This is a genomic window from Micromonospora sp. HUAS YX12 (assembly GCF_040215685.1).
Classification (GTDB): Bacteria; Actinomycetota; Actinomycetes; order Mycobacteriales; family Micromonosporaceae; genus Micromonospora; species Micromonospora tulbaghiae.
Genome location: NZ_CP157974.1, coordinates 3,155,844 through 3,168,175, shown reverse-complemented (window position 1 = coordinate 3,168,175; position 12,332 = coordinate 3,155,844). Strand labels below are relative to the sequence as shown.

At 73.1% G+C, this 12,332-nt stretch carries 11 protein-coding genes; all 11 read right to left on the bottom strand.

What is annotated here, in order from left to right:
- A complete protein-coding gene (locus ABIH81_RS15440; RefSeq protein WP_349880909.1) occupies positions 1–897 on the bottom strand; it encodes a sugar phosphate isomerase/epimerase family protein in 897 nt (298 codons plus the stop codon).
- A complete protein-coding gene (locus ABIH81_RS15435; RefSeq protein ID WP_349880908.1) occupies positions 894–1,802 on the bottom strand; it encodes an SCO3242 family prenyltransferase in 909 nt (302 codons plus the stop codon). Before ABIH81_RS15435 ends, ABIH81_RS15440 begins: the two co-directional genes overlap by 4 nt.
- The gene (locus ABIH81_RS15430) at positions 1,799–2,947 is read right to left on the bottom strand and encodes an inositol-3-phosphate synthase (protein ID WP_349880907.1); all 1,149 of its coding nucleotides are present in this window, start codon (positions 2,945–2,947) and stop codon (positions 1,799–1,801) included. Before ABIH81_RS15430 ends, ABIH81_RS15435 begins: the two co-directional genes overlap by 4 nt.
- Before the next feature lie 211 nt (positions 2,948–3,158).
- Entirely contained in the window at positions 3,159–4,364 is a 1,206-nt protein-coding gene (locus ABIH81_RS15425; RefSeq protein ID WP_349880906.1) for a Gfo/Idh/MocA family oxidoreductase, read from the bottom strand.
- Positions 4,365–4,384: 20 nt separating this feature from the next.
- A complete protein-coding gene (locus ABIH81_RS15420; protein ID WP_349880905.1) occupies positions 4,385–5,437 on the bottom strand; it encodes a substrate-binding domain-containing protein in 1,053 nt (350 codons plus the stop codon).
- 92 nt (positions 5,438–5,529) lie between these two features.
- Complete coding sequence (locus tag ABIH81_RS15415; protein ID WP_349880904.1) at positions 5,530–6,618, bottom strand: ABC transporter permease; 1,089 nt, start codon at positions 6,616–6,618, stop codon at positions 5,530–5,532.
- Positions 6,615–8,183 (bottom strand): sugar ABC transporter ATP-binding protein, encoded by a 1,569-nt coding sequence (locus ABIH81_RS15410; RefSeq protein ID WP_349880903.1) that lies wholly within the window; start codon positions 8,181–8,183, stop codon positions 6,615–6,617. Before ABIH81_RS15410 ends, ABIH81_RS15415 begins: the two co-directional genes overlap by 4 nt.
- A complete protein-coding gene (locus ABIH81_RS15405) occupies positions 8,180–9,358 on the bottom strand; it encodes an ROK family protein (RefSeq protein WP_349880902.1) in 1,179 nt (392 codons plus the stop codon). Before ABIH81_RS15405 ends, ABIH81_RS15410 begins: the two co-directional genes overlap by 4 nt.
- 201 nt (positions 9,359–9,559) lie before the next feature.
- The gene (locus tag ABIH81_RS15400; RefSeq protein WP_349880901.1) at positions 9,560–10,576 is read right to left on the bottom strand and encodes a YihY/virulence factor BrkB family protein; all 1,017 of its coding nucleotides are present in this window, start codon (positions 10,574–10,576) and stop codon (positions 9,560–9,562) included.
- Between the two features lie 63 nt (positions 10,577–10,639).
- Positions 10,640–11,446, bottom strand: coding sequence for an ABC transporter permease (locus ABIH81_RS15395; protein WP_349880900.1), 807 nt, complete (start codon positions 11,444–11,446; stop codon positions 10,640–10,642).
- Positions 11,447–11,458: 12 nt separating this feature from the next.
- On the bottom strand, positions 11,459–12,256 hold the full coding sequence (locus ABIH81_RS15390; protein ID WP_349880899.1) for an ABC transporter permease: 798 nt from the start codon (positions 12,254–12,256) through the stop codon (positions 11,459–11,461).
- Between the last annotated feature and the right edge of the window lie 76 nt (positions 12,257–12,332).

The following is a 12,332-nucleotide window of genomic DNA, read 5'->3' as shown; positions in this document are numbered from 1 at the left end:
TCACCGCCCCTCGCCGCGCGAGGCGGCGGTGCGCAGGAAGTCCAGTGAGCGGGCGGCGACGGCCGGGGCGGCGTGCGAGTGCCGGGGCAGTTCCACAGCCACCAGCCCGCGGTAGCCGGCGTCGGCCAGGGCGCGCAGCACCGGCGGGAAGTCGATCTCGCCGGTGCCGAACTCCAGGTGCTCGTGCACACCCCGGCGCATGTCGTCGATCTGCACGTTGACCAGATGCTCGGCGACCCCGGTCACGCACTGCGGCACCGGCAGCGGCTCCAGGCAGCGGCAGTGTCCGATGTCGAGCGTGATGCCGAAGCCGGGCGGCGCGCCGAGCGCCTCGCGCAGCCGCCACCACCCGGCGATGTCCTCGACGAGCATGCCCGGCTCCGGTTCGAAGCCCAGCGGCACGCCCGCCTCCGCCGCCTCCGCGCATACGACCGCGCAGCCCGCGACCAGGCGGTCGGCCGCGACGTCGGGTGGTACGCCGGGCGGGCGCACGCCGGCCCAGAAGGAGACCGCCTCCGCGCCCAGGTCGGCGCCGACCCGGACGGCCCGGCGCAGGAACTCCACCCGCCGGGACGGGTCGTCGTGCAGCAGCGTCGGCGCGTGCTTGTGGCGCGGGTCGAGCAGGTACCGGGCACCGGTCTCGACCACCACGGCGAGCCCGAGCGCGTCCAGGCGGCGGCGTACGGCGGCGACCCGGCGGGCCAGCCCGGGGGCGAACGGGTCCAGGTGGTCGTGGTCGAGGGTGAGCGCGACGCCCACGTACCCGAGGTCGGCGATCACCGCCAGCGCGTCGCCGAGCCGGTGGTTGGCGAAGCCGTTGGTGCCGTACCCGAAGCGCAGCGCGCCCGGCCCGGGCAGCGGGCCGGCGGCGGCCCGGGGGGCCGGAGCGGCGGTCATGTCGGTGAGATCAGTCGGGCCAGGCGGCGGCCGAGCGGGGCGGCGCCGGCCACGGCGAGGCCGAGCAGACGGGCCCCGGCGCGGGCGGTCAGCGCGCCCTGCAACGCGGGCAGCCCGGTGATCCCCGCGCCCACCGCGGCCCGCACCCGGGCCGGTGACGGGTCGGCCAGCACCCGGGCCTGCGCCCGGCCGTACCGGGCGGCGTAACCGGCGGCCAGCACCGCCGGCACCAGCTCCCCGAGCCGAAGGAAGGGCCCCCTCTTAACGCATCCGGTAGAGGAGGGGGCCCCGCTTAACACGGTGGGCCGGGCCGGGGTGGTGAGCGCGATCAGCGCGGTGCCGGCGAGCGTGAGGCCCGGCAGCCGCCGGTCCGCGCCGGTCACCTCGCGGCGGGACAGCGCGGTCACGGTCCAGGTGTGCGCGGCGACCGTCAGCGCGGCCGGTAGCGCCCGGACCACCCGCCCGCCGCTCGCGCCGAGCAGCACGTCCAGCCCCCGGCAGGCGGCCATCACCGCCGGGCCGGCCGCGGTGTTCTTCGCGCGCAGGTCGTACCCCCAGATGGTGGCCGCGAGCGGGAGCGCGACAGCGGCTGCCCGGCGGCCCCCGGCGGCGGTGGCGACGGCCAGCCCGGCGGCGGTCAGGCCGGACGCGACGCCGAGCGCGACGGCCGGGCGCACCCGGCCGGACGGGATCGGCCGCTCCGGCCGCTCGACCGCGTCCAGCCGCCGGTCCGCCCAGTCGTTGGCGGCCATCCCGGCCCAGTAGAGCAGCACCGACGCGCCGGCCAGAGCCGGTGTACGCGGGCCGAGCGCACCGGCCGCCGCCGCGCCGGACAGCACGTCCCCCGGTACGGACAGCGCGGCCGGTGCCCGCACCAGCTCGGCCAGGTCGGCCAGGCGGGTCACGGCGTCACCCGGGCGTGCAGGCCGGCGACGAAGTCCCGCAGCACCGTCCACTGTTCACCGAGCGCGTGACCGGTCGCGCCGAGCGGATCCTTGAAGAAGAACGCCAGCTCGGTCAGCGGGCCGTGGCGGCCGGCGGCGTGCGCGGCGGCGGTGAGCCGGGCCAGGTCCAGCACGAGCGGCGCGGCCAGCGCCGAGTCGCAGCCGTGCCAGGTGAACTCCATCCGCATGCCGGTGCCGAGGAAACCGGCGAACGTGACCAGGTCCCAGGCGGTCTTGAAGTCGCCCAGTTCCTCGACGTACTCGATCCGGGTGTGGCCCTGCGGCAGGTAGCCGAGCGTCTCGGCGAGCACCCGCTGCTTGCTGCCCACCTTCGCGGCGTTGGCGGCCGGGTCGGCGAGCGTGGCGCCGTCGCCGCCGCCGAGCAGGTTCGTGCCGGACCAGGAGCGCACGGCCAGGTGCCGCATCGCGAACATCGGCGCGAGCACCGACTTGAGCAGCGTCTCGCCGGTCTTGCCGTCGTGCCCGGCGTACGGCAGCTTCCGTTCGGCGGCGAGCGCGGCCAGGGCCGGTAGGCGGGCACCTGTGGACGGGGTGAAGTCCACGTACGGGCAGCCGGCGGTGAACGCCGCGTACGCGTATCCGGAGCTGGGCGGCAGCACGTCGGCCGGGCCGGTCAGCGCGTCCCGCAGCGCGGCCGGGTCGCTGTGGGCCGGGTGCGGGGCGGGCGCCGGTTCGGTGGCGGCGACGTTGACCACCACCACCCGGTCCAGCCCGTGCCGGGTGCGGAACCCGGTCAGGTCGCGCACCACTGCGGCGATCCGTTCGCCCTGGTCGCCCTCGGTCGGCGCGGGCCGCAGTGCCGCCTCGACGGCGGCCAGGTCGGGCGCCACGGCGTCGGCCAGCCGGGCGGGTAGTACCCCGGCGGCGGCGAGCGCCTCGGCGCGTTTGGTGAGCGGGGTGGCGACCACGTCGTGGCCGCCGAAGACGAGATCGGCGAAGCCCGGCAGCGCGGGCCCGCGCAGGTCGGGCAGCTCGGTCACGCAGCCGGTCGGCGCGGTGAGCCCGGCCCGCAGGGCCAGCCCGCCGACCACGGCGGTGGTGGCGACCGAGCCGCGCGCACCCACCAGCCAGACACCCGTACGCATTCGCGCTACCTCCCCAGGTAAAGGCCGGTCCGCCGGTGCGGCCGGGGAATCCCGGTCCGGCCGCACCGGAGGGCCGTGCTGGTCGTGCCGGCGGATACCGGCGGCACGCTCCCCGGAGCCGGCCTCGTCCCCGCCGCGGGGCGCAACCGCGGCGGGCCCTCGCCGGCCGGCGCCGGTGAGTGTCGGCGAACCCCGCAGGGTCCGCCTCGGGTCAGGCGGAAGCTTCGGCCAGAGCGGGCTCCACCTCCGTCCAGGCGGCCCGCTCGGCCGAGCGGGTCACCGCGTCGAGCACGAGCTGGACCTGAAGCGCGTCGGCGAACGACGGGGCCGGGTCGGCGCCGGTGGCGACCGCCTCGACGAAGTCGCGCGCCTGGTGGGTGAAGGAGTGCTCGTAGCCGATGATGTGGCCGGGCGGCCACCACGCACCCAGGTACGGGTGGTCCGGCTCGGTCACCAGGATCCGGCTGAAGCCCTGCTCGGCGGCGGGCCGGGTGGCGTCCAGGAACTCCAGCTCGTTGAGGCGTTCCAGGTCGAACACGACGCTGCCGCGCGAGCCGTTGATCTCGACCCGCAGGGCGTTCTTGCGGCCGGTGGCGAACCGGGTCGCCTCGTACGTGGCCAGCGCTCCCCCGTCGAGCCTGGCCACGAACACCGCCGCGTCGTCCACTGTCACCTGTCCCATCGCGCTGCCGTTGCCGTCGGCCTGCGCGGCCAGGCCGCTCGACCCGGCGACGAGTGGACGCTGTCGCACGAACGTCTCGGTGAGCGCGCTGACCCCGGTGACGAGCTGACCCGTGACGTACTGGGTCAGGTCGATGATGTGCGCGCCGATGTCGCCGAGCGCGCCGGAGCCCGCCCTGTCCTTCTGCAACCGCCACACCAGCGGGAACTGCGGGTCGACGATCCAGTCCTGGAGGTAGGTCGCCCGGACGTGCCGGATCTCGCCGATCCGCCCGTCGGCCACCAGCTGCCGCATCAGGGCGACAGCGGGCACCCGCCGGTAGTTGAAGCCGCACATCGCGCGTACCCCGGACTCGCGTGCCCGGGCCGCGGCCTCGGTCATCTCCCGGGCCTCGGCGACGCTGTTGGCCAGCGGCTTCTCGCACAGCACGTGCTTGCCCGCGGCGAGCGCGGCGAGTGCGATCTCGCGGTGGCTGTCCCCCGGCGTGCAGATGTCGACCACGTCGATCTCGTCGGACTCGACGAGCCGCCGCCAGTCGGTGGTGTGGCCGTCCCAGCCGAGCCGGTCGGCGGCCTCGGCCACCTTCGGCTCGTCCCGGCCGCAGACGAGCGCCATCCGCACCCGCGCCGGCAGGTCGAACACCCGGTTCACGGTGCGCCACGCCTGGGAGTGCGCGGCGCCCATGAACGCGTAGCCGACCATGCCGACCCGCAGGATGCTGTCGTGACTGGACAAGGTGGGTCTCCCCCCGTGTGTCAGAACCCGAGCTTCAGGTAGTCGCTCGCGTTCTCCTTGGTGATCGTCTCGGAGGCGAGCACGATCTCCTTCGGTACCTGGAGTTCGACCAGGTCGGACATGCCCTTGCCCTGGCCGATCAGGCGGGCCAGGGAGATGGCCGAGGAGGCCATCGACGGGCTGTAGGTGACTGTGGCCTTGAGGACCGTGTTGTCGGCGGCGATGTCCTCCATGGCCTTCTTGGAGCCGGCTCCGCCGACCATGAAGAATTCCTTGCGGTTGGCCTGGTTGACCGCCGCGAGCACGCCGATGCCCTGGTCGTCGTCGTGGTTCCAGACCGCGTCGATCTTCGGCAGCGCCTGGAACAGGCCGGTGGCGGCCTGCTGACCGGAGTCGACAGTGAACTCGGCCGGCCGCCGGTTGGCGACCTTGAACCCGTACGAGGCGAGCGTGTCGGCGAACCCCTTCGAGCGTTCCTGGGTCAGCTCCAGCGACTCGATGCCGGGGATCTCGCCGATCACCGGGTTGCTCACGCCCTTGGCCTTGAGCTGCTCAGCGATGTAGGTGGCGGCGGCCACCCCCATGCCGTAGTTGTCGCCCTTGATCTGAAGCCGGTAGGCGCGCGCGTCCGGGAAGGCCCGGTCCAGGTTGACCACCGGGATGCCGGCCTTCATCGCCTCCAGGCCGAACGCGTTGAGCTCCTTGCCGTCGTGCGGCAGCAGCACGATCACGTCCGGCTTCTGCGAGATCAGCGTGGACAGCGCCGCCCGCTGGGCCGCCGCGTCCGCGCCGGCCTCGACCGACTTCAGCTCCACGTCCTGGTACGCCCCGGCCTGCGCCTTGGCGTTGTTGGTGATGGCGGCGATCCAGCCGTGGTCGGCGGCCGGGGCGGAGAAGCCGATGCTCACCTTCTTGCCCGGCTCGATGTTGGCGCCGGAACCGGCCGCCTTGGTCTGCGCCTCGGTCGGGCTCTGCTCGTTGCTGGTGCAGCCGGCGAGCAGCACCCCGGCGGAGACGGCGGCCCCGCCGAAGAGAAGCCGGCGGCGGGACAGGTCATGGCGCGGTGTACTCATGACGCCTCCTGAAATGAGGTGGTGGGGTGGTTTCGGGTGTGGCGGGCCGGACCACAGTCGGTACGACGGCAGCCGGGATGTGCGCGATGGGGTCAGGTGGTGGTGGCCCGGTTGCGGGCCAGGAACTGGGTCAGGCTGCCGAACTGCACCTGCTGGACCAGGACGGCGGCGACGATGATGCCGCCCTTGACCATGTTCTGGGCCTCGGCGGACAGGTTGTTGATGGCGAACAGGTTGGTGATGGTGGAGAAGATGATCACCCCGAGCAGGGAGCCGATGATCGTGCCCCGCCCGCCGCTGAGCAGCGTGCCGCCGATGATCGCGGCGGCGATCGCGTCCAGCTCGTAGAGGTTGGCCATCGCCGCCTGTGCGGAGGTGGCCTGCGCGGTCAGCATGACCGCGGCGATGCCGCAGCACAGGCCGGAGAGCGCGTAGAGGAGCACGGTGTGCCGGCGGACGTTGATGCCGGCGAGCCGGGCCGCCTCCGGGTTGCCGCCGACCGCCACCGTCCGGCGGCCGAACGTGGTCCGGTTCAACAGCACCCAGCCGGCCGCCACCACCGCCACCAGGATGTAGACCAGCAGCGGGATGCCCAGCACGTTCGTGCTGGCGATGCCGTTGATGAACGTGTTGCCCGACACCTGGGTCTGCTTGTCGGAGATCTCCGCCGCCAGCCCCCGGGCGGCGACGAGCATGGCGAGCGTGGCGATGAACGGCACCAGCCGCCCGTACGAGACGAGCAGCCCGTTCACCACGCCGACGGCGAGCCCGACGGTGAGCGCCGTGAAGATCATGCCGCCCGCGCCGTAGCTCTGCGTGGCGACTGTGGTGCACCAGACCCCGGCGAGCGCCACGATCGCGCCCACCGACAGGTCGATGCCGCCGCCGATGATCACGAACGTCATGCCGACTGTGACCACGCCGACCACCGACGCCAGCTTGAGGATGGTGAGCGTGTTGCCCCACACCCAGTTCGGGTCGCCGTAGAGATCGGGGCGGGTCAGGATGCCGATGACCACCAGCACGACCAGCGTGGCCAGCAGGCCGAGGTTGCGCTTGACGCCCTCCCCGCCGTCGCCGCGCCACCAGGAGAGCTTCGCCGGCGCGCCGGCCTTGGCGGTCTCCGCCCGCTCCACCGGCGGCGACTGCGCGGGCAGGGCGGATTCTGTCACTTCGCTCATGCCGGTGCGCCTTCCATGAGGGACCCCGCCATGACGAGGTCGAGCACGGTGTTCTCGTCCAGTTCGCCGGCCGGGGCCTCGCGGACCACCCGGCCCTCCCGCATCACCAGCACCCGGTCGGCCAGGCCCAGCACCTCGGGCACCTCGCTGGAGACCAGCAGCACCCCGACGCCACGGGCGGCCAGATCGCGGATCACCTGGTACAGCTCGGCGCGGGCGCCCACGTCCACGCCCCGGGTCGGCTCGTCGAGCAGCAGCAGCCGGGTGTCCCCGAGCAACCACCGCCCGACCACCACCTTCTGCTGGTTGCCGCCGGACAGCGTGCGCACCGGCCGGCGTACGTCCCGGGGACGCAGCTCCAGCGACGCGGCGATCCGGTCCGCCTCGGCCCGTTCCCGGCTGGTGTCGGTGAAGCCGAGGCGGGCGTACCTGCTGAACGTGGCGAGCGTGACGTTGCGGTAGATCGGTTCGCCGAGCAGCAGCGCCTGACTCTTGCGCTCCTCCGGCGCCATGCCCATCCCGGCCCGTACCGCCGCGCCGACACTGCCGGGACGCAGCGCCCGGCCGTCCACCCGGACCGTCCCGGCCTGCGCCCGGCGCGCGCCGAAGATGGTCTCCAGCAGCTCCGAGCGTCCCGAGCCGACCAGCCCGGCGATGCCGACGATCTCCCCCGCCCGGACCCCGAGCGAGACGTCGGCGAACTCGCCGTGCCGGGTCAGCCCCTCCACCCGCAGCAGTTCCGCACCACCCCCGTGGTCGGCCGGGCGCTGCGGGAAGACGTACTCGATGGTCCGCCCGGTCATCCGGGCGACCAGGTCGCGGGTCGGCGTCTCGCGGGCCGGCAGGCTCGCCGCCGTGGTCCGGCCGTCCTTGAGTACGGTGACCCGGTCGCCGATCTCGCGGATCTCCTCCAGCCGGTGCGAGATGTAGATGACCGCGATGCCCTGCGCGGTGAGTTCCCGGATGATCCGGAACAGGTTCGCCACCTCGTCGTGTGCCAGCACCGCGCTCGGCTCGTCCATGATGATCAGCCGGGCCTCGTGCGACAGCGCCCGGGCCATGCTGACGATCTGCTTGCCCGCCGCGGGCAGGTGCCGCACCAGCCGTCCCGGCGGGATCTCCGGGTGGCCGAGCCGGGCCAGGATCTGCCGGGTACGCCGGGCCATGTGCCCCCGCCGGACGAAGCCGAACCGGCGCGGCTCGTGGCCGAGGAACGCGTTCTCCGCCACCGACAGGTCGTCGACCAGGTCGAGTTCCTGGTAGATGGTGGCGATGCCGGCGCGCATGGCGGCCTGCGGGTTGGCGAACGACGCCGCCTCACCGCGCCAGACCACTTCGCCGGAGTCCGGCCGGTGCACCCCGGCCAGCACCTTGATGAGTGTGGACTTGCCGGCGCCGTTCTGCCCCAGCAGGCAGTGCACCTCTCCGGCCCGTACCTCCAGTTGCACGCCGTCGAGCGCGCGTACCCCCGGGAAGGTCTTGACCACGTCGGTGAGACGCAGCACCACCTCGCCCGCGACGGTGTCGGCGGGCGCCTCGACGAGCGGCTCTCCGGTGTCGCTCATGTTGCCTCCCCGAACGCGAGGTCGCTGGCCAGCACGGCCGCGCCGGCGACGCCGGCGCGCGGGCCCAGCTCGGACAGGACGACCGGCAGGTTGCCGGTGGCCAGCGGCAGCGAGCGGCGGTAGACCACGCTGCGGATCTCGGCGAGCAGGATGTGGCCGAGCTGGGCGAGCCCGCCGCCGATGACGATCATCGACGGGTTGGTGAAGCTGACCAGCCCGGCCAGTACGCTGCCGACCCGACGGCCGCCGTCGCGGATGAGCTGGATGCAGGTGACGTCCCCCTCGATCGCCCCCTGCGCCACGTCCAGCGCGGTCACCACACCCCGGGCGGCCAGCCGCTCGCCCAGCGCCGGGGACACCTCGGCGCGGGCCGCGACTGTCGCCTCCCGGGCCAGCGCGGCACCGCTGAACACGGCCTCCAGGCAGCCGAGGTTGCCGCAGGAGCACATCGGACCGTTCGGGTCGACCTGGATGTGGCCGATGTCCCCGGCGCAGCCGTCGGTGCCCCGGTAGACCTCGCCGTGCAGGTAGATACCGCAGCCGATACCGGTGCCGATCTTGATGAACAGGAAGTCGTCGACGGAGTGGGCCACGCCGCCGTGCCGCTCCCCGATCGCCATGATGTTGACGTCGTTGTCGACGACCGCCGGGCAGCCGTGCTCGCGGGTGAGCAGTTCGCGGACCGGGAACCGGTCCCACCCCGGCATGATCGGCGGGGAGACCGGCACGCCGTCGCGGAAGCTGACCGGCCCCGGCACGCCGATGCCCACCGCGTCGAGCCGCTCGTACGCGCCGTCCACCTTGGCCTTGTGCAGCAGCTCGTTGACCCGCTGGAGCGTCACCTTCGGGCCGGAGCGGATGTCGGCGGCCTCGGTGTAGGCGGCCACCGTCTCCAGCCGGCCGTTGACCACCTCCACGTCGATCGAGCTGGCGCCCAGGTCGACGGCGGCGAACCGCAGGTGCGGGCTCAGCTCGACGAGGGTGGAACGCCGCCCGCCGCGGGAGGCGGCAAGCCCGGCCTCGGCGACGTATCCGAGGGAGACGAGGCGTTCCAGCTCGGCGAGCAGGCGCGGGCGGGGCATCTGGAGCCGGTCGCCGAGCTCGGCGCGGGACACCGGGCCCTCGTCCCGGAGCAGCCGCAGAAGCCGTACGTGCAGGGGGTCGACCGTCCGCACCGGCAGTCACCTCCGCATCGGAAGTCCGTCACATCGACGACGGCGATGTGTTGTGTCCGACACAGTAGGAGCCTTCCGGGCCGCATGTCCATAGCTTCGGCACGTCTGATGCAAACTTTTGTCCATACGAACAAAAGCGAGTTCCGGATCATGAAAACCCGTCGCCCCGCCCGGTTGTCCGGGCGGGGCGACGCGGGGTAGTCAGCGGGGGGAGGGCGCGTTGCGCTTCTTCCGCAGCTTGCGGTCGTCGCGCAGCTCGACGTAGGGCTCCTCGTCGGCCGGGTGCCCGGCGGCGATGGCCCGGCTGCGCTCCAGCTCGGCGTCGAACTCCGCGCCCAGCAGGATGGCGACGTTGCTCAGCCACAGCCACACCAGGAAGATGATCACGCCGGCCACCGCGCCGTACGTCTTGTTGTACGAGCCGAAGTTGCTGACGTAGAGCGCGAACAGGCCGGACACCACCAGCCAGAGGACCACCGCGAGCACGCCACCGGGGCTGATCCAGCGGAAGCCGCCGTGCCGGGCGTTCGGCGAGGCCCAGTAGAGGATCGCGAACATCAGGCTCACCAGCACCAGCAGCACCGGCCACTTGGCGATGTTCCACACCGTGACGGCGGTCGAGCCCAGCCCGATCGCGTTCCCCGCCTGCTCGGCCAGCCCACCGGTGAACACCACGATCACTGCGCTGGCCAGCAGCATCACGCCGATCACCGCGGTCACGCCGAGGCGGATCGGCAGCGTCTTCCAGATCGGCCGCCCCTCCGGCACGTCGTAGATGCTGTTCGAGGCGCGCATGAACGCGGCGATGTAGCCGGAGGCCGACCAGAACGCCGCCACCAGACCGACGATCGCCGCGATGCTCGCCAGCCCGCCGGACTGGCCCGCCTGGTCGATCGCGCTCTCGATGATGCGGCGGATGTTCTCCTCCGGCACCGCCTGCCCGACGGTGTCCCGTACCCCCTCGGTGGCCCGGTCGCCGAGCAGGCCGAGCAGCGAGATCAGCACCAGTACGCCCGGGAAGATGGAGAGCACGCCGTAGTAGGTGAGCGCGGCGGCCCAGTCGGTCAGGCTGTCGTCCTGGAACTCCCGGACGGTCCGTTTGAGGGTCGCCATCCAGCCCGTGGCCGACAGGTCGGCCGGGCTGTCCGGCCCGTCGTCCGGCCCCACCGGCCCGGTGCGCTCGCGCCCGTCGCGGGCGGGAGACTCGTCGGTGGCCATCGCACCTCCCTCGTCGTCGTGTCGTCCTGCACGACATGCCCAGAGGTGGGGCCGGATAACCAGCTACCGGTAGAGCAACCTGCCCATCCGCCGGGACGCCAGCGCCAGCATCCCGGCGGTCAGCGCCACCAGGTAGGCCACGTCGAGCAGCCAGGACCAGCCGGCCTCCCCCACGCACACGCCCCGGATCAGGTGCACCGACCGGTAGAGCGGGGTCAGCTCGACCAGCCACCGCAGCACCGCCGGATAGGCCTCGGCCGGCACGAACGTGCCGGAGAAGAGGAAGAGGGTGAACTGGGCCGAGCCCATCAGGTCGAAATCCTGCCAGGTGCGCAGCAGCGTGGCGACCGTCATGCCGAGCGCCCCGAACGCGAAGCCGACCAGCACCGCCGCCGGGAACGCGACGAGCGCCCGCGTCGGGGTGGTCAGGTCCAGCGCCACCATGATCAGCAGGAACGCGGCCGAGTAGAGGCCACCCCGCGCCATCGCCCAGCCCAGCTCGCCCAGGGCGATCTCGAACGGCTGCACCGGGGTCGCGATGACCCCGTCGTACAGCTTCATGTATTTCATCTTGCCGAAGAAGTTGAAGGTGGTCTCGGCCAGCGCGCCGCTCATCGCCGACGAGGCCAGCATGGCCGGGGCGACGAACGCCGCGTAGGACACCACCCGGCCGCCGGACAGGGTGAGGTCACCGACCAGCGCGCCCACCCCGATGCCGATCGACAGCAGGTAGAGCACCGGCTCCACGAATCCGGAGACCAGCACCAGCCAGTAGGCGCTGCGCAGCGCGGTGAGGTTGCGTTCCGCCACCGCCGCCGAGCGACGCGCCCCCGTGACGCCGGCCAGCCGGGGCAGGAGGAGACCGACCACGACACCCCTTCCCTAGACGACGAGTTGACGGCGGAACGCCCGCAGGGCCAGCCACCAGCCGGCGCCGGCCCAGGCGGCGAGGTAGAGCAGGTGGCCGGCGATCGACCACTGTGGCGCGACGCCCAGGGTGGCGGCCCGGCAGAGGTCCACACCGTGCCAGAGCGGAGTGGCCCAGGCGATCGGCCGCAGCCCGGCCGGCATCGACTCGACCGGGAAGAACACCCCGGAGAAGAGCGTCATCGGGATAACCGCGAACCGGAACAGCAACGCGAGGTAGCTGTCGCTGGGCACCCACGCGCTGAACGCGAACACCGGCGCGGCGACCGCCAGGCCGAGCAGCAGGGCGACCGGTGCCACGGCCACCGCCCAGGGCGACCGCACCGCCCCGAACACGGCGGTCACCAGCAGGAACGCGAGCGTGCTGGTGACCACCCGGAACAGCACGAAGGCCAGGTGACCGGCCACGATGTCGCCGGTGCGCAGCGGCGCGGCCACCTGGGCGTGGTAGGTGCGGATCCATTTGAAGTTGCTGTGCACGGGCCAGGTCGACTCGGCGACGGCCACCTGGAAGGCGGTCGAGGCGATCAGGCCGGGCACCAACCACCACAGGTAGGGCGCGCCGCCCACGCCCTGGTCGACGTAGGCCCCGACGCCGAAGCCGAACCCGACCACCGTGAGCACCGGCAGCAGGAAGGACGAGAAGACGCCCGCCCGCCAGGTGCGCCGGTAGCCGACCAGGTAGTGCCCGAGCACCGCCACCGCCGGTATCCGCGGCACACCCGCCCCGGCCCGACCCGTCGCCGTCGTCACCCGCACCACCCCCGCCGACCTTCCTACCGGGCGGGTACGACAGGCACCAGATGATCCGCCGAGGTGGCGACGCCGA

Excerpts from the sequence above, each read along its gene's own strand:
- ABIH81_RS15420 (WP_349880905.1), bottom strand. The coding sequence starts at position 5,437 with ATGAGTACACCGCGCCATGACCTGTCCCGCCGCCGGCTTCTCTTCGGC.
- ABIH81_RS15440 (WP_349880909.1), bottom strand. The coding sequence starts at position 897 with ATGACCGCCGCTCCGGCCCCCCGGGCCGCCGCCGGCCCGCTGCCCGGG.
- ABIH81_RS15415 (WP_349880904.1), bottom strand. The coding sequence starts at position 6,618 with ATGAGCGAAGTGACAGAATCCGCCCTGCCCGCGCAGTCGCCGCCGGTG.
- ABIH81_RS15410 (WP_349880903.1), bottom strand. The coding sequence starts at position 8,183 with ATGAGCGACACCGGAGAGCCGCTCGTCGAGGCGCCCGCCGACACCGTC.
- ABIH81_RS15400 (WP_349880901.1), bottom strand. The coding sequence starts at position 10,576 with ATGGCCACCGACGAGTCTCCCGCCCGCGACGGGCGCGAGCGCACCGGG.
- ABIH81_RS15430 (WP_349880907.1), bottom strand. The coding sequence starts at position 2,947 with ATGCGTACGGGTGTCTGGCTGGTGGGTGCGCGCGGCTCGGTCGCCACC.